Below are 23,668 nucleotides of genomic sequence, written 5' to 3'. Positions count from 1 at the left end.
GAAGCCGTCATAGTCGTTATTTGAGTCATGAACGGGCAGCTAATAAAGTGGTCGCTAGCGTTTGACTACTTCGATGACACCGGTGTCATTGGAATGAGTATACTTCAAAATGACACTAGTGTCATTACTTTTATTAAAGAGGTTTTTTGATGTCAAACAAAACTAACGAAGAACGCAAACAAATTAAGCGTGAAAATATTTTAAAAGGTGCCCGGCAAGTCTTTGGCCGCAAAGGATTACTTGATGTCACGATGAAGGATATCATTGATGAATGTGGTATTAGTCGTGGCGGTATTTATTTATATTTTGATTCAGTTGATGCCATTTTTGTAGCCGTAATTGGGCAAAGGAGTAGCCGTAAATTTGACGGCATTCGGGCAGAGGTTAAAGCCAATCGCCCTTTTGAAGAGCTGCTGGCTAAATATTTTGCCGAACATAAAGATCGCTTGCTAAACCAAGTTGGGAATAGCTTACTGCGAGCCACCTATGAATATTATTACACCCACAATTCCGCAGCAGACCATGCGTTTCAACAAGCGCAGATCAGCTCCAGTCAACAAACGATTTATGCTATTTTGCAATTAGGTGTCACACAAGGAATTTTACTGGAGCAACACTTGGATGAATTGGCAGAAACCTTCATGCTTATTATCGAAGGCTTAAGCGTATTGGCCATCACCGGTGCAATCACCGAAAAACGGATCAATGACCAAATTAATATGATGCAATCGCTGCTACCACGCAAATAAAGGGCCAACTGCTGAAACTTATTGAGTGAAAATAAGTGCGGGTCACGATGTGAGTTAGTGACGGGATACGGTAAGGTGCTTTCTGGTATCAAAATTGGCGTAGCACATTTTAACGATTAGGGTGTTTTGATTTAATTGATGTGGGCAGCTACTGAACGGAAAAGCACTGCTGGGTATGGTATAATAGCCAATAATAATTCTGTTGGAACCGGCAAACTAATTTTGCCGGTCGTTTTCGTGTCACAGATTTTTTTACGGGCACAGAAAAGCTAGTGTACGTCGGTAATTGTGGTTACGCTAGCTGAGTTGCAGGACACTAAATTAAACTAATTTTAAGTGATATCAAGATAAGGTGGAAAATTTCTAATGAAAATGATCGTTGGTTTAGGTAATCCTGGACAAAAATATAGTCGTACCAAGCATAATGTCGGTTTTATGACGGTAGACCGGATGGCGGCGGCACACAATGTCACTTTTAGTCATAGTCAATTTGAAGCTAATTACGCAACTTATTTTGAAAATGGCGAGAAGGTTTACTTAGTTAAGCCACAAACTTTTATGAACGAATCTGGGCGCGCGGTAAAGCCGTTGATGACGTATTACCAAATCCAAATGGATGAATTGATGATCGTGTATGATGATATGGACTTGGTACCAGGCCGGTTACGGTTGCGTGAGCATGGTTCAGCTGGCGGCCACAATGGCATTAAAAGCTTGATCAGCTTTTTACGTACCGCTGATTTTAATCGTGTGCGTATTGGTACCGGCCATCCGGAAAAACGTAGCGTCGTTGATTGGGTGCTGTCACCATTTAGTGCTGAAGCACAGCCGTTAGTTGATCAAAGTATCGATACTGCCATCGATGCGCTGGAAGATTGGACTAAAGGCGCTGACTTCATGCAGGTGATGAATCAGTATAATCGGAAGGGATAGGCTATGGATTTAACTGAACTGCTTTTACAGGCACCAAAAATAAAAGACTGGCTCGGCCAGGTAACGCCGCATAGTCGGCAACTGGTTACCGGTTTGCAGGATTCGGCGCGCTCATTGCTATTGAGCGCTGTTTTGCGTGCTAAGAAACAACCACTGCTGGTGGTGACCAATAGCTTATTCAATGCCAGCCAGTTAGTAGATGATTTAACTAATTTATTGCCGGAAACTCAGGTTAAGTTATTTCCTGTTGATGAAGTGATGGCGGCACAGGTAGCGGTCAGTTCGCCAGAGTACCGTAGCGAGCGGGTACAGGCGCTGACATTTTTGGCGCAACAACAGCCCGGTATTGTTGTTGCTTCATTGGCTGGGGTACGGCAACTATTGCCGACACCTGATATGTGGCGGGCTAGTGCGTTAACCATCAAGCCAGGTGGCGAACTGGATCCAATTCAGTTGCGGCAGCAATTAGTCGGTATGGGCTACACCCGTGAACAGCTGGTTGGTCGGCCAGGTGAATTTGCCATGCGTGGGGATATTATCGATATTTATCCATTAAACGCAGCTAATCCTGTACGAATCGATTTATTCGACACTGAAGTGGATTCACTACGTTACTTTGAGGCTGGCACCCAACGCAGCATTGAAAATTTGACTGAATTTACTTTATTGCCGGCGACTGACTTTTTAGTGGCCCCAGAACTATTAAAGCAAGCGGCACCACGGGTTAAAAAAGCCTATCAAGCTGAGCTGGCCAAGTTGAAGGAGGCCAGTGAGCAAACAGCGCTGACCAATAACATTGCGCCGGTGATTGCCGCGTTGGAAAAGGGTGAGGTTATCCCGGAACTCGTTCGTTTCCGCGATTTAATTTACGGGCCGGCAGCCAATTTAACCGATTATTTACCAGCGGATGGCTTGATTGCACTCGACGATTATCCACGGATGCAGGAAAGTGAAATCGAATTAGCGGCTGATGCTGACCAATGGCAGGCCGAAGAAGTGGCTGACCACCGCATGCTACACAGTCAAAAAATCAGTACTGAACTAAAAATCTTGTTGCGTAAAAACAAACACACGCACCTTTATTTGACCTTGTTCCAAAAAGGGATGGGCAATTTACGCTTAGACCAGATTTTAGATTTACAAAATCGGGACATGCAACAATTCTTCGGCCAAATGCCGTTGTTCAAAGCGGAAATTGATCGCTGGCAAATGCAGCAACAGACGGTTATCGTCATGGTTGGTGACGATGAACGCCGTGAGCGCGTTGGGCGTATTTTACGCGACTTTAAGATCAAGGCGACGCTGGCCAAACCAGCCACGTTACAGTTACAGCAAGTACAGATCGTTGCGGCTACCTTGCAAAATGGCTTCGAATTACCGGATGCGAACCTAGTGGTAGTCACAGAAAAAGAATTGTTCAATCAGCCGGTCAAAAAGCGTATTCGGCGCCAAACATTAGCCAATGCCGAACGCATTAAAAGTTATAATGAACTGAATCCTGGCGATTACGTGGTCCACGTCAATCATGGGATTGGTAAGTATGTCGGTATGCAAACCCTAGAGGTCGATGGCGCACACCAAGATTACATCACCATTTTGTATCAAGATAACGCCAAATTATTTATTCCAGTCAGCCAACTAAATTTAGTTCAAAAGTACGTTGCGTCTGAAGGCAAAACACCACGGATCAATAAACTGGGCGGTAGTGAATGGGCTAAGACAAAACGCAAAGTCAGTTCAAAAATTGAAGATATTGCGGATGACTTGATTGAATTGTACGCACAACGGGAAGCGGAAAAGGGGTTTGCGTTTTCACCAGATAATGAATATCAGCACGAGTTTGAGGACGCGTTCCCCTATACGGAAACCGATGACCAGTTGCGTAGTGTCGCCGAGATCAAACATGATATGGAAAAGCCTAAGCCGATGGATCGACTGCTAGTCGGTGATGTTGGCTTTGGTAAGACTGAAGTGGCGCTGCGGGCAGTATTTAAAGCGATTCAAGATGGTAAGCAAGCTGCGTTCTTAGTGCCAACAACGATTTTGGCACAACAACATTTTGATACTATGATGCAACGTTTCGCCGATTTTCCGGTACAAGTTGAATTACTATCGCGCTTCCGCACGACAAAACAGATCAAAGCTTCACTGGCGGCAATTAAAAGTGGGCAAGCTGACGTGATCATTGGCACTCACCGGATTTTGTCCAAGGACGTGGACTTTCGTGATTTAGGTTTGCTAGTGGTCGATGAGGAACAGCGTTTTGGCGTTAAGGCCAAGGAACGACTGAAAACCTTGCGTTCCAACGTGGATGTCCTGACCATGACGGCAACACCAATTCCCCGTACGTTGAACATGTCGATGGTCGGTGTGCGTGATTTGTCAGTGATTGAAACGCCACCAGCTAACCGTTATCCGGTGCAAACCTACGTGATGGAACAAAATGCTGGCGCCTTGCGCTCTGGAATTGAACGTGAATTAGCGCGTGGCGGGCAAGTCTTTTATTTGCATAACCGTGTGGAAGACATTGAACGTACGGTGGCCAATATTGAAGCGCTAGTGCCCCAAGCTACGGTGACGTATGCCCACGGCCAAATGACTGAAGCACAGCTGGAGAATACCTTGTATGAATTTGTCCACGGCCGCTATGACGTGATCGTCACCACAACGATCATTGAAAATGGGGTCAATATGCCCAATGTTAACACCTTGTTTGTCGAAGACGCTGACCACATGGGCTTAGCGCAACTGTATCAATTACGGGGGCGGGTTGGCCGTAGCAGTCGTGTGGGCTATGCGTACTTCATGTACCGCCAGAATAAGGTGCTGACTGAGATCAGCGAAAAACGCTTAGCGGCAATTCGTGATTTCACCGAATTAGGTTCTGGCTTTAAAATTGCCATGCGCGACCTATCAATTCGCGGTGCCGGCAACTTACTAGGCAAGCAGCAGCATGGGTTCATTGATTCCGTCGGCTACGATCTGTACTCGCAGATGCTAGCGGATGCGGTTGCCCAGAAGCAAGGTAAAACAGCACAAGTTAAAAGTGATGCCGAGCTGGATCTGGGTATTGAGGCTTATTTGCCAAGTGAGTACATCACCGATCAACGGCAGAAAATTGAATTGTATAAGCGTGTCCGTGAGTTAAGTAGTCCAGCTGATCTGGAAGAATTACAAGCTGATCTATTTGATCGTTTCGGCGACTATCCAGATCCGGTGGCTCATTTACTGGCGATTGGCTTGCTGAAAGTGTATGCTGACCAAGCGCTGGTTGAGCGTATCCGCCACGTCGATGAACAATTACGCGTTAAATTATCGGCTAAGGGTACTCGCCAGATTGCGCCAGAAGACGTCTTCAAGGCGTTAAGCAAAACTAAATTAAAAGCCACCGTTAAAATGGATGGTGACAAACTAGTGGTCGCACTAGTCATTCAACCGAAAATGCGCCAGCCAGATTGGTTGGAAGAATTAACACAGTTCTTAACTGGCTTAGCAGCAATTGTGCAGCAAGCCACGCCAGCGTGAGGTTAAGTGATGCAAAATAAACAAATGAAGCACGTTGTTAATGGCGCCTTTATCCTGTCGTTGGCGGCGTTGATTGCGAAAATTCTCAGTGCTGTTTATCGTGTCCCGTTTCAAAACTTAGTCGGCAACACTGGTTTTTACGTGTATCAACAGATCTACCCACTGTATGGCATCGGGATGACCTTTGCGTTATCTGGTTTGCCGGTATTTATTTCCAAATTGATTGCTGAACAAACGGATCTTGGTTGGCAACGCGAAACGTTGCGGCGTAGTGCAATTCTACTAGCCGGACTGTCCGCACTAATTTTCATTGGCTTACAGTTTGGCGCTGGCGGTATTGCTCACGCGATGGGCGATCGGCAGTTGGCACCGCTGATCGAGGCCGTGGCGTGGATGTTTCTATTTATGCCTTGGCTAGCGCTGAGTCGCGGTTACTTTCAAGGCCGTTTCGTGATGGTGCCAACCGCGATTTCACAAGTTGCCGAACAATTAGTGCGGGTGGCGGTGATTTTGCTGGCCGCTGTCTGGGCAGTGCGTGGTCACTGGTCCGTTTATAAAATGGGCACCTGGGCGATGAGCGGGGCTACTTTTGGTGCGATAGCCGCTAGTAGCGTTTTACTGTATTTTTGGTGGCGGCGGGCACGTACTGCAACGATGCCGCCGTCAAAGGTGCCTGCACCGCGCTATGGTGAATTACTCCGCCGTTTTCTCGCTGAAGGTGGGTCGTTGTGTCTATTTGCCTCGTTGATCGTTTTATTACAATTAATGGATTCTTTTTCGGTTAAAAATAATTTAGTGGTTGCGGGCCTAGGCCAAGCAGCAGCTAAAAGCTTAAAAGGGGTATACGATCGTGGCCAGCCGTTGGTTCAACTGGGCTTGGTGCTGGCAACTGGGCTGTCGGCTTCGTTGCTACCGAGTTTGACGCGGGCACTGCAACGGCGGCGTCATAACGAATTTTATCGACAAGCGGTGATGATGATCCGCTTAAGTTTCACGTTTTCGGCAGCAGCAGCTGGTGGCTTAATTGCATTGATGCCTGGGGTCAATCGCTTGCTTTTTGGTAATACGCAAGGTGATTTGGCGTTAGCCCTGTACATGCTAAGCATTGTGTTAGTAGCACTAATTTCCAGTTATAGTAGTGTTTTTCAAAGCTTAGGCGAGTATCGTTTACCAACGCTGGCACTGCTAGTTGGGCTGGCAGTTAAGCTGGCCGTTAATGGTTGGGCAGTGCGGCGCTGGCAGATCAATGGTGCTAGTAGCGCAACTGTTTTGGCGTTGTTTGTCATGTTTGGACTGATTTGGTGGCGTTCGCGCAGTTATATTCAACAAGCACTATTCCGGCAACAATTCTTACTGAAATTAATGGTTTGCGTTGGCGGTATGGCGCTAGTGGTTGGTGTTTTTTTCCATCAACTTGTACAATGGTTACAACCTGGACGATTAGCTACCGGTGGCTTAGTGCTGGTGTGTATCATTATTGGTGGGAGCTTGTTTTTGTTTTTAACACGAGTGCTACACTTATTGACCATCCGTGAGTGGTTGGCGCTGCCAATGGGTAAACAATTTCTACGCCGGTTTAATAAAAAAGACAATTAAAAGAGAGTGAGTAAATATTATGCGCTTAGATAAATTCTTAAAGGTTTCACGTATCATTAAACGCCGCACCGTTGCCAAAGAAATTGCCGATAAAGGGCGAATCTTGATCAATGATAAGGTGGCTAAATCATCAACTGATGTTTCTGTTGGCGATGTTTTAATAATTAAGTTTGGCAATAAAACGTTAACGGTCAAAGTTAATGCTTTATTCGAAACAACGAAAAAAGAGGCTGCCGAAGAAATGTACGATATCGTTTCGGAAACCTTTGCTGAGAAGTTCTAGTAAGTTTTTTTAGTTGATCGTGCAAAATGAGTAGTGAAAAGAATTAATAATTTTTAATTTTTTTGAAGTATTGTACGCTTCTACGTGGACACTGTTGAAAAAGCTTGTTATACTTTGGGTAGAATTAGGTAAACGCTGTAGTAACAGTGTGATGAACTTGTTTTAGAGCAGAAATTTTTAGCTAGAAACAGTCATATTTTTAATGAAAGAAGGGTGCGGTTATGCTGCTTACTAAGAAAAAAAATAGCACGACTAAGCAGACCGCAGTTGACCCGTACGCCGAAATTGAGCGGGTACGGCAAAAAAAGCAAGCACGTGCACATCATGTTCAACATGTGCATCGACGCCGTATTTTGTTTTTGATTGGACTGTTAGCTGTTATTTTTCTAGTGTGTGGTGTGCAGATTTATCAAGCGCATCAATCATTAGTGACAACGACTAGTCAAGTAGCGACTAAAAAAACTAAATTGAAGCAAACTAAGGCACAACAGCAACAATTGAAGTTACAAGAGTCGCAACTTAAAAATGATGATTATCTGCAACAAGTGATTCGGCAGAAGTATTATTATTCTAAAAATAATGAAACAATTTATAGTTTGCCACAGGATAAAGCCCCGACGATCTCGACGAAATAAAACACGTGTGAGACGCTTGCAACAGCCCTTTCCTGTGCTATACTTATGAGTACATGATCTAAGGAGGAAAAACTTTTTTATGTCAATTGAAGTCGGAGCTAAAGTTTCTGGTAAGGTTTCTGGAATCACGAATTTTGGTGCGTTTATTGATTTAGGTAATCGTAAGACAGGCCTAGTCCATATTAGTGAAATTTCGGATAGTTATGTTAAAGATATTCATGATGTCCTCTCTGTTGGCGATGAAGTCACAGTTAAGGTAATGTCAGTTGGTGATGACGGTAAGATCGGTTTGTCAATTCGTAAGGCGGTTGATAAACCTGCTTCTGAAGAACATGAGCACACTAGTCATCATGAACACGCACCACATCGTTCAAATGATTCAGGTCCGCGGCAGAATAATCGTTCCAATCATACTAGCTCACATGCACAAGGTCGAGCTGGCGGTGGTCGGCGTCATTTCCAAGAAACCAACAAAAAGGAAGACTTTGACGATCTTTTATCCGATTTTCTTAAAGACAGTGAATCACGTTTAACTGACTTAAAGCGCAATACTGAAGGTAAGCGTGGCGGCCGTGGCGGTCGTCGTAGCTAATAGTAACGTCAACGAGTTCGGGATAAGCCTGAACTCGTTTTTTAGTTGGCGCGGTAGGAGGTGTAACTTTGCAAACTGAATTTACCACACATGTTAAGCAATTAAATTTATGGACCGCACAAACGCCGGTACTGGTGGCCGTGTCAACTGGCGCCGATTCAATGGCTTTGTTGGATTTACTGGCAAAATTGCCGTTGAACCTGCGGCCAAAAATTAACGTTGTTCATGTCAATCACCAATTACGTGCCGCCAGTGTTGGCGAGGCAGCCTTTTTAACCGCGTATTGTGCCGCGCACCACTGGCCGCTATATCAAACTAAATGGCCACTGGAACAGCACCCCACACACGGTACGGAAGCCGCAGCACGACAATTCCGTTATGCATATTTTGCGCAAGTTTTGCAGCAGCAACAGCTTCCACTACTACTGACGGCGCACCATGCTGATGATCAGTTGGAAACAATGTTGATGCGCTTAGGCCGTGGTGGTGCGATCCAGCAGTTAGCTGCAATTGCCACCAAGCGACCATTTGCGCACGCTAATTTAATTCGGCCGTTGCTGCCATTTACGCGGCAACAATTGCGTGCGTATGTGCAGCAACAGCAGTTAACTTATTTTGAAGATGAAACCAATCATGATACTCACTTTGCGCGTAACCAGATTCGGCAGCAAGTGGTGCCTGTATTGAAACAGCGCCAGCCACTAGCGGCGGAGCACGCGGCAGCTTATGCGGAACAATTGCAGCGTTTGTTACGCGTCAATCAGCGGCAAATGGATCAGATTATAACTGCCAGTGGTCATTTTTTAACGCCGGGTTATTACGGTGATTTAGCGCAGTGGCAGCACCTATCAACGGATGTGCAATATCTAGCATTAGACCGCTTATTAACGCGTTTATTAGTTGCGCATGCCATTGGGGTCAATCAGCGCCAAAAAGCGGAGATCTGGGCGCTATTACAAGGCGCTCAAGCACAGGCACAGTTAGATTTAGCGGCGGGTTGGCAGCTCATTAAAAGTTATCAGTATTTTACAATTACGCCAGCGCCACCACCAGTTACTGCGACGGTTCACCATTTGGCACCGGAACAAGTCTGTCAGGTTGACGAGTGGCAGGTTAGTTTACACGCAGCTAGTGGGGCTTTACCGCTTACTGCCACCACGTTGGATGTTTGGCTGGCGCCGACGGAATTACCGCTTGTGCTACGCCATCGTCAGCCGGGCGATCGGCTAGTTTTGCGGCACGGCCATCAAAAAATTAAGCGCATTTTAAGTGATCAAAAGATTCCGCAGCAGCAGCGTGAACGATTATGGTTGATCACAACGCAGCAAAATACTGTCTTATGGCTACTGGGCGTGAAAAAATCGCAATTGTTTAACCCGCAACAAACTGATAAAATACATTACAGACTAATGATTAAAAATACAGCTGAATAACGTTGTTGTAACAAAGTAAAGAATTAAAAAACTTGTCACTTGGTCACAACTTATTGTAAGTTGGAGAGGAGTTTAACCATGCATCAGGATATTGAACGTATTTTATACGATCAAGCAGCAATCGCCGATGTCACGGCGCAGTTGGGCGCGCAAATAACCAAGGATTATGCGGATAAAAATCCATTGGTGATTTGTGTATTAAAGGGTGCAATGCTATTTATGGCTGATTTGGTTCGCCAGATCGACACCCCTTTGGAAATGGACTTTTTAGACGTTTCCAGTTATCAAGGCGGTACCCAATCGACTGGTGAAGTGAAGATCATCAAAGATCTCGACACACCATTACAGGATCGCGATGTACTGATTGTGGAGGATATCGTTGATACAGGGCGCACGCTGAACTATTTGGTCGATCTATTTAAGTATCGACAAGCTAAATCAGTGAAAATCTGTACCTTATTAAACAAGCCGGAAACACGAGTTGTACCGGTGGATGCTGACTATGTTGGTTTTAAGGTGCCCAATGCATTTTTAGTTGGTTATGGTTTAGATTATGCTGAACATTACCGTAACCTGCCGTATATTGGGATTTTAAAATCTGAAGTTTATCAAACGAAATAATAGTCAATGAAAGTCAAATATGCTATCATCAATAACTGAAATGATATGACAAGGTATCATTTTTAAAACTTGATAACAATTCGGAAACGGAGGTCACGTATGAAAAACAAGCGAAATGGACTTTTTCGCAATAGTCTGTTTTATATTGTTATCTTTCTCAGTTTGATTGGAATCATTTATTTCTTCTCAAACGGGCAATCCAGTTCACAGTCGAAAGAATTACAATCCAGTGAATTCATTACTCAACTGAAAAATAACAAGATCAAAGACTTTAGTGTACAGCCAAATAACGGTGTTTATAAGATCACCGGTGACTATCGCAAAGCGCAAAAAGTTACCTCAAACAGCGGCGGTTTCGGTTTAGTACCGAACTCTAAGACCAGTGTGAAGAGCTTTACCACAATTATGTTGGACAGCGATTCACAAGTGGCCACAGTGGTCCGCTTAGCTGAAAAGAATAACATTACAATGGATACCAAGGCTGAAGAATCTAGTGGTTTCTGGATTCAAATCTTGTTGTACGCCTTACCACTGGTTATGATCATCTTCTTCTTCTATATGATGATGGGTCAAGCTGGCCAAGGTGGCGGTGGCAACAATCGAGTGATGAACTTTGGTAAATCCAAGGTTAAACCAGCTGATAAAAAGGCCAATAAGGTTCGTTTCTCTGATGTCGCAGGTGCGGAAGAAGAGAAACAGGAATTGGTCGAAGTGGTCGAATTCTTGAAAGATCCGCGGAAGTTCGTGTCCTTAGGGGCGCGGATCCCAGCCGGTGTCTTACTTGAGGGTCCTCCTGGTACTGGTAAAACGTTACTAGCCAAGGCGGTCGCTGGTGAAGCGGGCGTACCGTTCTTCTCAATTTCTGGTTCTGACTTCGTTGAAATGTTCGTCGGTGTCGGTGCTAGTCGTGTGCGTGACTTGTTTGAACAAGCCAAAAAGAGCGCACCAGCGATCATCTTTATTGATGAAATTGATGCGGTTGGTCGTAAACGTGGCAGCGGCATGGGTGGCGGTCACGATGAACGTGAACAAACCTTAAACCAATTGTTAGTTGAATTAGATGGTTTTACTGGTAGTGAAGGTGTTATTGTCATTGCCGCAACTAACCGTTCTGATGTATTGGATCCAGCCTTGCTTCGTCCAGGCCGTTTCGACCGGAAGATTTTGGTTGGGAGTCCTGACGTCAAGGGTCGTGAAGCTATTTTGAAAGTTCATGCTAAGAACAAACCATTAGCGGATGACGTTGATCTTAAAGTCTTAGCACGGACAACACCAGGCTTTGTTGGTGCCGATCTAGAAAACTTATTGAACGAAGCTGCTTTAGTTGCAGCTCGGCGCGATAAGAAGAAGATTGATGCCTCAGATGTTGATGAAGCCGAAGATCGAGTCATTGCTGGTCCAGCTAAGCGTGATCGTGTTATCAGTCCGAAAGAACGGACCATGGTGGCCTACCATGAAGCTGGTCATACTATCGCTGGGTTAGTTTTAAGTGATTCACGAATTGTCCGCAAAGTTACCATTGTACCGCGTGGCCGCGCTGGCGGATATGCGATCATGTTACCGCGTGAAGATCAATTCTTGATGACTAAGAAAGAATTAACTGAACAAATCGTTGGTTTACTTGGTGGCCGGACGGCTGAAGAAATTATTTTCAGCACGCAATCCACTGGGGCTTCTAATGACTTTGAACAAGCCACACAATTGGCACGTGCTATGGTTACCCAATACGGGATGAGCGCTAAGTTAGGCGATATTCAGTATGAGGGTGCAGCAATGCAACAAACAGAATTTGGCGTTCGTCCATACTCTGAAGCAACAGCAACAGCAATTGATGATGAAGTCCGCCGGATCATGAACGAAGCCCATCAACAGGCTTACGAAATTATCCAAGCGCACCGTGCACAACATAAGTTAATTGCCGAAGAATTGTTGAAGCGTGAGACCTTGAACGAGAAACAAATTCTCAGCTTATTCAATACTGGCGAAATGCCTGATGAAGCTGGCACCGAAGAATTCCCAAGTGAAAAGGCAGCTACTTTTGAACAATCCAAGAAACAATTGGAACGTCAAGATGCTGCTAAACAAGCTGAGGATAAGCAGGATGATTCAGCAACACCAGAATCAAATAACACTGCAACGAGTTCAGCTTCAAGAACTACTGATGCTGCTAGTACAGCAACGTCAGCTGAATCAGAATCAGCAACTGATTCCGCAGCGGTACCATCTAGCGCAGCTTCTAACGCTGATGCAACCGATACGCCATCAGATGACGAGCATAAAGAATAAGACCCAAGGCTGGAACAATTGTTCCGGCCTTTCGTTTTGCACAAATTTAAGTTGTTAGCAGTTTTTTTGATCAGCTTGTGGTAAATTAGAGAACAACCAAACCTAGTTAAAAGGAGTTAGAATTTAACAATGAGTGATTATTTAGTTAAAAGTATGGCCCATCACGGTACCGTGCGTGCATTTGCCGTGGATGCCAGTGATCTTGTAGCGGAAGCACAACGGCGGCATGGAACGTGGAGCGCTTCTTCGGCTGCATTAGGCCGTACCTTAGTGGCAACGTTACTGATGAGCACTGCTGGTTTGCAAGATGAGCAGAAAATGACGGTTAAAGTTATGGGTAATGGACCAGCTGGGGCAATCGTTGCTGATGGTAACGCCCACGGGACAGTTAAAGGCTATATCCAAAACCCCCATGTTCACCTACCCTTAAATGAGCAACAACACATTGATGTTCGTGGTGCGGTTGGAACTGCCGGTACAATTGCGGTGACCAAGGATCTTGGCTTAGGCCAACCATTTACTGGGCAGACGCCAATTGTTTCCGGTGAACTTGGTGATGATTTCACCTATTACATGGCTGCTTCCGAACAAATTCCATCTGCAATTGGCGTGTCAGTTTTCGTTAATCCAGATAACACAGTTGAAGTGGCTGGTGGTTTCTTGATTGAAATGATGCCCGGCGCAGATGATGCAGTGGCCGCTGACTTGGAGGCCAAGTTGAAGACGATTCCGTTGGTGTCCGCGTCATTACGTCAAGGTAAAACACCAGAACAAATTTTGCAGGAAATTCTGGGGGCTGACCTAGAAATCCTGGAAACAGTTCCAGTGGCTTTCAAATGTGATTGTTCCAAGGAACGTTTTGGTAAGTCAATTGCGGCATTGAAGCCAGTAGAAATTCAAGCAATGATCGATGAAGATAATGGTGCTGAGGCTGTTTGTCGGTTCTGCAACACCAAATATCAGTTTAGTGCAGCAGAATTACAGACGCTAAAGGATAACTACGAAGCTTAAGACAATGATCAAGGAGCGATGTCGGCGAAAGTGCTGGCATGGCGCCTTTTTTTATTGGCTGAATTGAATAATTAAGCGTGAGCGTTTTCTGTTGGCCGCATCTAATGTGAGAAAGCACGGTGATTTCTTAGCCTAAACGCGGCGCACATTAATAGCTAGCTACGCATTTAACCGCGATTTTCAGAAACAAGAAGTCTAGTCGGTTTTCGTGATTGCGAATTTGTGCTATGATACAAAAGATGTTCTTGGAAAAGTGGATTTTAATTGAATTTGTATAAATGTGTTTGAAAAGGCTGTTGCGCTTAGCTATGTTTGTTGGTCATTTATCGTGTGGCTGATGCGTTAAACTAACTGGCAACTCGAGTAGCTAATGGAACACGCACTTAAAAAAGGTGGTTAATAAAAATGGAATGGCAGATCGGTAATGTTAAAATACCTAATCAAGTTGTTGTGGCGCCAATGGCAGGAATCACTAATGCGGCCTTTCGTGTAATTTGTCGGCAATTTGGTGCCGGTTTAGTGGTTTGTGAAATGATCAGTGATCGTGGTATTTTGCATCACAATACGAAAACAATGAGCATGTTATTCGTTGACCCAACGGAACACCCAGTAAGTGTGCAGATCTTTGGTGGTACTAAGGAAACCTTGGTGGAAGCCGCAAAATTTGTTGATCAAAACACTAGCGCAGATATCATTGATATTAATATGGGCTGTCCGGTTAACAAAGTGGTTAAAACAGATGCTGGTGCGCGCTGGTTATTAGATCCAGATAAAGTTTACGAAATGGTTGCGGCAGTGACTGCAGCAGTAAGCAAACCGGTTACCGTAAAAATGCGGACTGGGTGGGATGATGACCATATTTTTGCTGTAAAAAACGCCATGGCTGCCGAAAAAGCTGGTGCTTCAGCCCTAGCAATGCACGGACGCACGCGCAAACAAATGTACAGTGGCCACGCTGATTGGAATATTCTAAAGGACGTACGTGATCATATTTCGATTCCATTTATGGGTAACGGGGATGTGCGGACACCAGAAGATGCTAAGCGGATGCTGGACGAAGTTGGCTGCACAGCAGTTATGATCGGGCGGGCGGCACTAGGCAATCCTTGGATCTTAAAGCAAACTGCTGAGTATCTAGAGGATGGTATTTTATTGCCAGAACCCACACCACGGCAAAAAATCGGCACGGCTAAGGCTCATTTACACCGATTAGTTGAGTTAAAGGGCGAACATACCGGTGTCCACGAGTTTCGGACATCCTCAGCTTACTATTTAAAGGGGATCGCACGGGCAGCTAAAACGAAAGTTGCTGTCAACAATGCAGAAACTGAAGCTGAAGTTGATACGATTTTTGATGATTTTGTGACACAAACGGAAGCCCGCGAGTTAGAACGCGCAAAATAGTGTCACTTTTCGGCCTTCTTTCCAAAAGGGGCTTGCATTTTAAGTATGAAATCGGCAAAATGTAATTATGTATGACGTGAAATGGAGGAATTATTGTGGCTAAAAACGGTCAAAAACCGACTGAAATGAATGACCAATTGCGGGTGCGCCGCGAAAAGATGGACGAATTGCGCGCAGAAGGTATTGATCCTTTTGGTCAACGCTTCGAGCGCGACGCAACGAGCGAACAGATTCGCACGCAGTACGCTGATGAATCGAAGGAGCAATTAGAGGCAGAAGAACATATTGTCACAATTGCTGGGCGCATGATGACTAAACGGGGTAAAGGGAAAGTCGGTTTTGCTGATTTTGCTGACCGTGACGGCCGGATTCAAGTTTACGTCCGTAAAGATCGTGTGGGCGAAGAGAATTATCATATTTTCAAGCGCTCTGATTTAGGTGATATCATGGGTGTCACTGGCGACGTTATGAAAACTGATACTGGTGAATTGACAGTTCGGGCTAACCACGTGACGTTTTTGACCAAGGCATTACGGCCATTACCAGATAAATACCATGGTTTACAAAATGTTGAACAAAAGTATCGGCAACGTTATTTGGATCTAATCGCAAATCGCGACAGTTTTGACCGCTTTATGAAGCGCAGCAAAATTGTGAGTGCCGTGCGCGAATATTTGGATTCCAATGAATTTATTGAAGTGGAAACGCCAGTATTGCATACACAAGCCGGTGGTGCTTCAGCACGACCATTTACGACGCATCATAATGCTTTAAACATCGATCTATATTTACGGATCGCGTTGGAATTACATTTAAAGCGGCTAATTGTTGGCGGAATGGAACGTGTCTATGAAATTGGACGTGTATTCCGTAATGAAGGGATTGATACGAAGCATAATCCAGAATTTACGATGCTAGAAACATATGCTGCTTATTGGGATTTAGGCGATGTAATGGACGAAACAGAAGGTATCGTCCGGTTTGCCGCTCAAAAAGTTAATGGTTCGGGCCAGATTACTTATCAAGGCCAACCCATTGACTTAGACAAGCCATTTGCGCGTGCACACATGGTCGATTTGATCAAAGAAAAGACTGGTGTTGATTTCTGGCCAGAAATGACAGTTGAACAAGCCCAAAAATTGGCTGATGAACATGATGTCAAATATGAAGGCTGGTGGCAAGTTGGGCATATCATCAACGCATTCTTTGAAGATTACGTTGAAGGTACCCTGACACAACCAACGTTTGTCTACGGTCATCCAATTGAAATCTCACCATTGGCGAAAAAAGATCCTAAAGATCCAAGGTTCGTCCAACGATTTGAATTATTTATCCATGGTGGTGAATACGCCAACGCCTTTACCGAATTAAATGATCCAATCGATCAGAAGCAACGTTTTGAAGCTCAGGCAGAAGAACGTGAAGAGGGTAACGACGAAGCACACGGTATCGATGAAGATTACGTTGAAGCTTTGGAATACGGGATGCCGCCAACGGGTGGACTAGGTATCGGTATCGATCGGTTAGTTATGTTATTAACTGACGTTGATTCAATTCGCGATGTCCAACTTTTCCCAACAATGCGACCAGAAAAAGCATTGTCCGACGAAGAAATTTAATTTATAGTAGTAAAAAGCAGATAAGTTTCTATTTATCTGCTTTTTTTGCGCAAAAAAAGCAAGTCAGCACTGGGCTGGACTTGCTTTAGTTATTGGTTAAATAAATTCGCTTTAGGTCGGTTAGGTCGGTTTGGCTAAGTTGCAAGTAAGTACGCAGATAATTAGACAACGATCCGGCTAGCTCTGTAATGGTCGTCCAAGCGGCATTGAGGTACTCCGGATATGCGGACATCAAATCGCGAACTCCAGCCACTTGTTCTGGTGTGATCCCCGGGTAAGCTTCAACCTGAGCCATATTAGCAGTAAAGGCCTGTACAGAAGCTTTCTGCGTTAAAAGGTAGTCAGCGGTGATCTGCGGTAAGGGTACGCCTAAAGCACCCAAAAATAACGCTGCACCGATGCCAGTACGATCTTTACCAGCAGTGCAGTGAAAGAGCGAACTGTGCTCAGGCGTGTCATTAGCTAGTAAATAAGCAAAAAATTGACGGTAGGTTTGTTGTGCATGGGTATCGCGAATTAAATTTTGATAGACTTGTAACATTTGCTTATGGCCATCAGGGTCACGGCGTAAGTCGTTAAGCAGTTCTTGTGGTGCAATTGAATTCTTAGTCTCATCGACTGCAAAGACTGGTAGAAATTGGTAACGACTATTGGCGGGCACATGATCAGGCGCAGCAGCTTTTTCCTCTGGTGAACGAAAATCAATGATTGTTTGTAATCCATAGTTGTTTAACCAGGCTAAATCATGCTTGCTTAATTCGCTCAGTTGCGCAGCACGAATTATCTTATGCCATTTTGTTTGTTGACCAGTATTTGTTTTATAGCCACCAAGTTCACGAAAATTATAACCTTGTTCTAGTGGTAAAATACGTAGCTCACTCATAATTTCACTCATTTCTATAGATTGTTGTCTTTAAGTTTAAGCGATTTAGTTAGAAAACACAAAGGAGAATTAATTGGTATCGGTTGAAAAGTGGCTATTTACTCATTTTAACGAACATTAAGACTTATTTGGTTGATATTATCCAGTAAATATTTTTTTAGTAGAATTGCTTGACGATTTTTAAAAAGGCTGGTATAGTGTTCTTTGTTGTCAATTGAAGCAAACAAACGATTTAAAAAGTTTTTTAAAACTTTTTGTTGACACTTGTTACTGAAGTTGATATACTAATAAAGTTGTCACTTGCGAGTTATCCATTTCTCTTGCATAAACATGCAAACGAAAAGCCTAATATAGCAAGGCATAAATAAATCAGTCATAAACAACTTGAATATTTATTCAAAAAGTTCTTGACAAGCTTTGCGAGTCATGATAAACTGATTAAGTTGTGTTGAGCAACAAAGTAGGTCTTTGAAAACTGAACAAATTTTCGACAAATCAAATGTGTAGGGTCTTTATTTTTTACTGGTTTTCGGACCGGTTCGAAGTAAAGCAAACATTTGCGAAGTCAATTCAATTTGAATTATAACTCGCTAGCAACAAAAACAATTGAGCAATCAATTTTCATTTTATATGAGAGTTTGATCCTGGCTCAGGATGAACGCTGGCGGCGTGCCTAATACATGCAAGTCGAACGCACTGACGTCGACCGAAGCTGCTTGCAGTGGACGTTGATTGACGTGAGTGGCGGACGGGTGAGTAACACGTGGGTAACCTACCCTTAAGTGGGGGATAACATTTGGAAACAGATGCTAATACCGCATAACCATTTAGACCACATGGTCTGAATGTAAAAGACGGCCTTTGGCTGTCACTTTTGGACGGACCCGCGGCGTATTAGTTAGTTGGTAAGGTAACGGCTTACCAAGACGATGATACGTAGCCGACCTGAGAGGGTAATCGGCCACATTGGGACTGAGACACGGCCCAAACTCCTACGGGAGGCAGCAGTAGGGAATCTTCCACAATGGACGAAAGTCTGATGGAGCAACGCCGCGTGAGTGAAGAAGGGTTTAGGCTCGTAAAACTCTGTTGTTGGAGAAGAACAGGGACTAGAGTAACTGTTAGTCCTTTGACGGTATCCAACCAGAAAGCCACGGCTAACTACGTGCCAGCAGCCGCGGTAATACGTAGGTGGCAAGCGTTATCCGGATTTATTGGGCGTAAAGCGAGCGCAGGCGGTTTTTTAAGTCTGATGTGAAAGCCTTCGGCTTAACCGAAGAAGTGCATTAGAAACTGGAAAACTTGAGTGCAGAAGAGGACAGTGGAACTCCATGTGTAGCGGTGAAATGCGTAGATATATGGAAGAACACCAGTGGCGAAGGCGGCTGTCTGGTCTGTAACTGACGCTGAGGCTCGAAAGTATGGGGAGCGAACAGGATTAGATACCCTGGTAGTCCATACCGTAAACGATGAATGCTAGGTGTTGGAGGGTTTCCGCCCTTCAGTGCCGCAGCTAACGCATTAAGCATTCCGCCTGGGGAGTACGACCGCAAGGTTGAAACTCAAAGGAATTGACGGGGGCCCGCACAAGCGGTGGAGCATGTGGTTTAATTCGAAGCAACGCGAAGAACCTTACCAGGTCTTGACATCCTTTGATCGCTGTAGAGATACAGTTTTCCCTTCGGGGACAAAGTGACAGGTGGTGCATGGTTGTCGTCAGCTCGTGTCGTGAGATGTTGGGTTAAGTCCCGCAACGAGCGCAACCCTTATGACTAGTTGCCAGCATTTAGTTGGGCACTCTAGTAAGACTGCCGGTGACAAACCGGAGGAAGGTGGGGATGACGTCAAATCAGCATGCCCCTTATGACCTGGGCTACACACGTGCTACAATGGTCGGTACAACGAGTTGCGAACCCGCGAGGGTAAGCTAATCTCTTAAAGCCGATCTCAGTTCGGATTGTAGGCTGCAACTCGCCTACATGAAGCCGGAATCGCTAGTAATCGCGGATCAGCACGCCGCGGTGAATACGTTCCCGGGCCTTGTACACACCGCCCGTCACACCATGAGAGTTTGTAACACCCGAAGTCGGTGGGGTAACCCTTTTAGGGAACTAGCCGCCTAAGGTGGGACAGATGATTGGGGTGAAGTCGTAACAAGGTAGCCGTAGGAGAACCTGCGGCTGGATCACCTCCTTTCTAAGGATAATTACGGAAACCTACACATTTTGTCGAAATTTTGTTTAGTTTTGAGAGGCTTACTCTCATACTTATATTAATTGGACGCTTTTTTGGGCCTATAGCTCAGCTGGTTAGAGCGCACGCCTGATAAGCGTGAGGTCGATGGTTCAAGTCCATTTAGGCCCATTTCTAATTAATATGGGGGATTAGCTCAGATGGGAGAGCGCCTGCTTTGCACGCAGGAGGTCATCGGTTCGATCCCGTTATCCTCCATAACAGCGAGAGCTGTTAAACGTTGTACTTTGAAAACTGGATATTCAATTTTTTGTAATAGTAATATATAAACCGAGAATTAACACTGCGTTTTAAAGAGTTTTTTAAGAAAGTATTTCTTAATCGCTAAACTCTAACCGTGATACCGTCAGGTATCAAATAGGTTAAGTTAAGAAGGGCGCACGGTGGATGCCTTGGCACTAGGAGCCGATGAAGGACGGTACTAACACCGATATGCTTCGGGGAGCTGTACGTAAGCTTTGATCCGAAGATTTCCGAATGGGGGAACCCAGCCAACTTAGTCGTTGGTTACTCATATGTGAATACATAGCTTATGAGAGGTAAACGTGGGGAACTGAAACATCTCAGTACCTGCAGGAATAGAAAGAAAAATCGATTCCCTAAGTAGCGGCGAGCGAACAGGGAACAGCCCAAACCACGATGCTTGCATTGTGGGGTTGTAGGACTGAACTTTGGAGTTACCAAAGTCGTTGATAGCTGAGTCAGTTGGAATGCTGAACAAAACAGGGTGAAAGTCCCGTAAGCTAAATTGACGACTCTCCGTTCAGGATCCTGAGTACGGCGGAACACGTGAAATTCCGTCGGAATCTGGGAGGACCATCTCCCAAGGCTAAATACTACCTAGTGACCGATAGTGGACCAGTACCGTGAGGGAAAGGTGAAAAGAACCCCGGAAGGGGAGTGAAACAGTTCCTGAAACCGTGTGCCTACAATTAGTTAGAGCCCGTTAATGGGTGATAGCGTGCCTTTTGTAGAATGAACCGGCGAGTTACGTTTGCATGCGAGGTTAAGCTGATAAGGCGGAGCCATAGCGAAAGCGAGTCTGAATAGGGCGTTTAGTATGTTGACGTAGACCCGAAACCAAGTGACCTACCCATGTCCAGGTTGAAGGTGTGGTAAAACACACTGGAGGACCGAACCCGTGTATGTTGAAAAATGCTGGGATGAGGTGTGGGTAGCGGTGAAATTCCAAACGAACTTGGAGATAGCTGGTTCTCTTCGAAATAGCTTTAGGGCTAGCCTCGGAATTGACCATCATGGAGGTAGAGCACTGTTTGGACTAGGGGCCCGTCTTGGGTTACTGAATTCAGATAAACTCCGAATGCCATTGATGAATTATCCGGGAGTCAGACAGTGAGTGATAAGATCCATTGTCGAAAGGGAAACAGCCCAGACCACCAGTTAAGGTCCCCAAATTTATGTTAAGTGGAAAAGGATGTGGGGTTGCATAGACAACTAGGATGTTGGCTCAGAAGCAGCCATCATTTAAAGAGTGCGTAATAGCTCACTAGTCGAGTGACCCTGCGCCGAAAATGTACCGGGGCTAAACATAATACCGAAACTGTGGATGACCACTTTTGTGGTCATGGTAGGAGAGCGTTCTAAGGGCGTTGAAGGTTGATCGTGAGGACAACTGGAGCGCTTAGAAGTGAGAATGCCGGTATGAGTAGCGAAAGACAGGTGAGAATCCTGTCCACCGTATGACTAAGGTTTCCTGGGGAAGGCTCGTCCTCCCAGGGTTAGTCGGGACCTAAGCTGAGGCCGCAAGGCGTAAGCGATGGCCAACAGGTTGAGATTCCTGTACTAGTTTATTTTGTTTGAACGATGGAGGGACGCAGGAGGCTAAAGGATCCGCACGATTGGAAATGTGCGGCCAAGCAACAAGTCTTGGTGTGAGTCAAATGCTTGCACCTGTACGGACAAGTTGTGATGGGGAGCGAATTTTAGTAGCGAAGTCCTTGATGTCACACTGCCGAGAAAAGCTTCTAGTGAGAAATAAACTACCCGTACCGCAAACCGACACAGGTAGTCGAGGAGAGTATCCTCAGGTGTGCGAGAGAACTCTCGTTAAGGAACTCGGCAAAATGACCCCGTAACTTCGGAAGAAGGGGTGCTGATCTAACGATCAGCCGCAGTGAATAGGCCCAGGCGACTGTTTATCAAAAACACAGGTCTCTGCTAAATCGTAAGATGACGTATAGGGGCTGACGCCTGCCCGGTGCTGGAAGGTTAAGTGGATGAGTTAGTACTTCGGTACGAAGCCCAGAAATGAAGCCCCAGTAAACGGCGGCCGTAACTATAACGGTCCTAAGGTAGCGAAATTCCTTGTCGGGTAAGTTCCGACCCGCACGAAAGGCGTAACGATCTGGGCACTGTCTCGACGAGAGACTCGGTGAAATTATAATACCCGTGAAGATGCGGGTTACCCGCGACAGGACGGAAAGACCCCATGGAGCTTTACTGTAGCTTGATATTGAGTGTTTGTACAGCTTGTACAGGATAGGTAGGAGCCGTTGAAGCCGGAACGCTAGTTTCGGTGGAGGCATTGGTGGGATACTACCCTTGCTGTATGAACCCTCTAACCCGCGCCACTTAGCGTGGCGGGAGACAGTGTCAGGTAGGCAGTTTGACTGGGGCGGTCGCCTCCTAAAGAGTAACGGAGGCGCCCAAAGGTTCACTCAGAATGGTTGGAAATCATTCATAGCGTGTAAAGGCATAAGTGAGCTTGACTGCAAGACTTACAGGTCGAGCAGGGACGAAAGTCGGGCTTAGTGATCCGGTGGTTCCGTATGGAAGGGCCATCGCTCAACGGATAAAAGCTACCCTGGGGATAACAGGCTTATCTCCCCCAAGAGTCCACATCGACGGGGAGGTTTGGCACCTCGATGTCGGCTCATCACATCCTGGGGCTGTAGTTGGTCCCAAGGGTTGGGCTGTTCGCCCATTAAAGTGGTACGCGAGCTGGGTTCAGAACGTCGTGAGACAGTTCGGTCCCTATCCGTCGCGGGCGTAGGAAATTTGAGTGGAGCTGTTCCTAGTACGAGAGGACCGGAATGGACATACCGCTGGTGTACCAGTTGTGCCGCCAGGCGCATCGCTGGGTAGCTAAGTATGGCCGGGATAAACGCTGAAAGCATCTAAGTGTGAAGCCCCCCACAAGATGAGATTTCCCATTCCTTTATGGAAGTAAGACCCCTGAAAGATGATCAGGTAGATAGGTTGGAAGTGGACGTGCCGTGAGGCATGGAGCGGACCAATACTAATCGGTCGAGGACTTAACCAAGTAGCATTAAAAATGCAGGGTTAATTCGAAGGCAGAAAATTGAATATCCAGTTTTGAGAGCGCAACGTTCTCAGAAAGTGGTATGGTGGCGATAGCAAGAAGGATACACCTGTTCCCATGTCGAACACAGAAGTTAAGCTTCTTTACGCCGAGAGTAGTTGGGGGAGCACCCCCTGCGAGGGTAGGACGTTGCCATGCACTTTTTCATTTGGAGGTTTAGCTCAGCTGGGAGAGCACCTGCCTTACAAGCAGGGGGTCACAGGTTCGAACCCTGTAACCTCCATTTGAGCCGTTAGCTCAGTTGGTAGAGCATCTGACTTTTAATCAGAGGGTCGACAGTTCGAGCCTGTCACGGCTCATTGCCAGTTTTAAATATTTGCGGGTGTGGCGGAATTGGCAGACGCACTAGATTTAGGATCTAGCGCCGCAAGGCGTGGGGGTTCGAGTCCCTTCACCCGCACTTGAAGGGTTTATGCCGACTTAGCTCAGTTGGTAGAGCATCTGATTTGTAATCAGAGGGTCGGGCGTTCGAATCGTCTAGTCGGCATTTTTAATTGAATAT

The 23,668-nt window shown here is 45.6% G+C and carries 14 protein-coding genes, 6 tRNA genes and 3 rRNA genes; 22 read left to right on the top strand and 1 reads right to left on the bottom strand.

Annotated features, from left to right (window positions below; translation table 11 throughout):
• Nucleotides 1-149: 149 nt before the first annotated feature.
• The 13 genes from EKM80_RS04470 (at nucleotide 150) to lysS (ending at nucleotide 16,687) form a co-directional block, all read left to right on the top strand.
• A complete protein-coding gene (locus tag EKM80_RS04470) occupies nucleotides 150-749 on the top strand; it encodes a TetR/AcrR family transcriptional regulator (protein ID WP_125551912.1) in 600 nt (199 codons plus the stop codon).
• Nucleotides 750-1,115: 366 nt separating this feature from the next.
• Nucleotides 1,116-1,682 carry an aminoacyl-tRNA hydrolase gene (pth, locus tag EKM80_RS04465; protein ID WP_125551911.1) on the top strand — a complete coding sequence of 189 codons (567 nt, stop codon included), beginning with the start codon at nucleotides 1,116-1,118 and terminating at the stop codon, nucleotides 1,680-1,682.
• Nucleotides 1,683-1,685: 3 nt separating this feature from the next.
• Entirely contained in the window at nucleotides 1,686-5,207 is a 3,522-nt protein-coding gene (mfd, locus tag EKM80_RS04460) for a transcription-repair coupling factor (protein ID WP_125551910.1), read from the top strand.
• 9 nt (nucleotides 5,208-5,216) lie between these two features.
• Nucleotides 5,217-6,803, top strand: a complete 1,587-nt coding sequence (locus EKM80_RS04455) for a putative polysaccharide biosynthesis protein (protein ID WP_125551909.1) — start codon at nucleotides 5,217-5,219, stop codon at nucleotides 6,801-6,803.
• Between the two features lie 19 nt (nucleotides 6,804-6,822).
• Nucleotides 6,823-7,086, top strand: a complete 264-nt coding sequence (locus EKM80_RS04450; protein WP_125551908.1) for an RNA-binding S4 domain-containing protein — start codon at nucleotides 6,823-6,825, stop codon at nucleotides 7,084-7,086.
• Between the two features lie 221 nt (nucleotides 7,087-7,307).
• A complete protein-coding gene (locus EKM80_RS04445) occupies nucleotides 7,308-7,721 on the top strand; it encodes a septum formation initiator family protein (RefSeq protein WP_125551907.1) in 414 nt (137 codons plus the stop codon).
• 79 nt (nucleotides 7,722-7,800) lie between these two features.
• Nucleotides 7,801-8,313 carry a S1 domain-containing RNA-binding protein gene (locus EKM80_RS04440; protein WP_125551906.1) on the top strand — a complete coding sequence of 171 codons (513 nt, stop codon included), beginning with the start codon at nucleotides 7,801-7,803 and terminating at the stop codon, nucleotides 8,311-8,313.
• A 68-nt stretch (nucleotides 8,314-8,381) separates the two neighbouring features.
• On the top strand, nucleotides 8,382-9,746 hold the full coding sequence (tilS, locus tag EKM80_RS04435; protein WP_125551905.1) for a tRNA lysidine(34) synthetase TilS: 1,365 nt from the start codon (nucleotides 8,382-8,384) through the stop codon (nucleotides 9,744-9,746).
• Between the two features lie 78 nt (nucleotides 9,747-9,824).
• Nucleotides 9,825-10,367, top strand: coding sequence for a hypoxanthine phosphoribosyltransferase (gene hpt / locus EKM80_RS04430; RefSeq protein WP_125551904.1), 543 nt, complete (start codon nucleotides 9,825-9,827; stop codon nucleotides 10,365-10,367).
• A gap of 99 nt (nucleotides 10,368-10,466) precedes the next feature.
• Complete coding sequence (ftsH, locus tag EKM80_RS04425; RefSeq protein ID WP_125551903.1) at nucleotides 10,467-12,653, top strand: ATP-dependent zinc metalloprotease FtsH; 2,187 nt, start codon at nucleotides 10,467-10,469, stop codon at nucleotides 12,651-12,653.
• Between the two features lie 129 nt (nucleotides 12,654-12,782).
• Entirely contained in the window at nucleotides 12,783-13,664 is an 882-nt protein-coding gene (gene hslO / locus EKM80_RS04420; RefSeq protein WP_125551902.1) for an Hsp33 family molecular chaperone HslO, read from the top strand.
• A gap of 405 nt (nucleotides 13,665-14,069) precedes the next feature.
• Entirely contained in the window at nucleotides 14,070-15,068 is a 999-nt protein-coding gene (gene dusB / locus EKM80_RS04415) for a tRNA dihydrouridine synthase DusB (RefSeq protein ID WP_125551901.1), read from the top strand.
• Nucleotides 15,069-15,193: 125 nt separating this feature from the next.
• Entirely contained in the window at nucleotides 15,194-16,687 is a 1,494-nt protein-coding gene (lysS, locus tag EKM80_RS04410; RefSeq protein ID WP_164509502.1) for a lysine--tRNA ligase, read from the top strand.
• A gap of 85 nt (nucleotides 16,688-16,772) precedes the next feature.
• Here the strand turns inward: lysS and EKM80_RS04405 are convergent, their stop codons facing one another.
• The gene (locus EKM80_RS04405) at nucleotides 16,773-17,570 is read right to left on the bottom strand and encodes a tyrosine-protein phosphatase (protein ID WP_125551899.1); all 798 of its coding nucleotides are present in this window, start codon (nucleotides 17,568-17,570) and stop codon (nucleotides 16,773-16,775) included.
• 626 nt (nucleotides 17,571-18,196) lie between these two features.
• Between EKM80_RS04405 and EKM80_RS04400 the strand changes: the two genes are divergently transcribed.
• The 9 genes from EKM80_RS04400 (at nucleotide 18,197) to EKM80_RS04360 (ending at nucleotide 23,653) form a co-directional block, all read left to right on the top strand.
• A 16S ribosomal RNA gene (locus EKM80_RS04400) occupies nucleotides 18,197-19,766 on the top strand.
• Nucleotides 19,767-19,860: 94 nt separating this feature from the next.
• Nucleotides 19,861-19,934: transfer RNA gene (locus EKM80_RS04395), tRNA-Ile, on the top strand.
• 14 nt (nucleotides 19,935-19,948) lie between these two features.
• Nucleotides 19,949-20,021: transfer RNA gene (locus EKM80_RS04390), tRNA-Ala, on the top strand.
• Between the two features lie 162 nt (nucleotides 20,022-20,183).
• Nucleotides 20,184-23,106, top strand: a 23S ribosomal RNA gene (locus tag EKM80_RS04385).
• Nucleotides 23,107-23,187: 81 nt separating this feature from the next.
• Nucleotides 23,188-23,304, top strand: a 5S ribosomal RNA gene (rrf, locus tag EKM80_RS04380).
• Together the 16S, 23S and 5S rRNA genes with 6 tRNA genes alongside form the textbook arrangement of a ribosomal RNA operon.
• Nucleotides 23,305-23,316: 12 nt before the next feature.
• Nucleotides 23,317-23,389: transfer RNA gene (locus tag EKM80_RS04375), tRNA-Val, on the top strand.
• Between the two features lie 3 nt (nucleotides 23,390-23,392).
• Nucleotides 23,393-23,465 (top strand) — tRNA-Lys (locus EKM80_RS04370).
• Between the two features lie 19 nt (nucleotides 23,466-23,484).
• A tRNA-Leu gene (locus tag EKM80_RS04365) sits at nucleotides 23,485-23,566 on the top strand.
• Nucleotides 23,567-23,580: 14 nt separating this feature from the next.
• Nucleotides 23,581-23,653, top strand: a tRNA-Thr gene (locus EKM80_RS04360).
• Nucleotides 23,654-23,668 lie beyond the last annotated feature (15 nt).

This window comes from Loigolactobacillus jiayinensis, assembly GCF_003946445.1.
GTDB classification, from domain to species: Bacteria; Bacillota; Bacilli; order Lactobacillales; family Lactobacillaceae; genus Loigolactobacillus; species Loigolactobacillus jiayinensis.
This window is presented reverse-complemented; position numbering and strand designations above follow the sequence as displayed.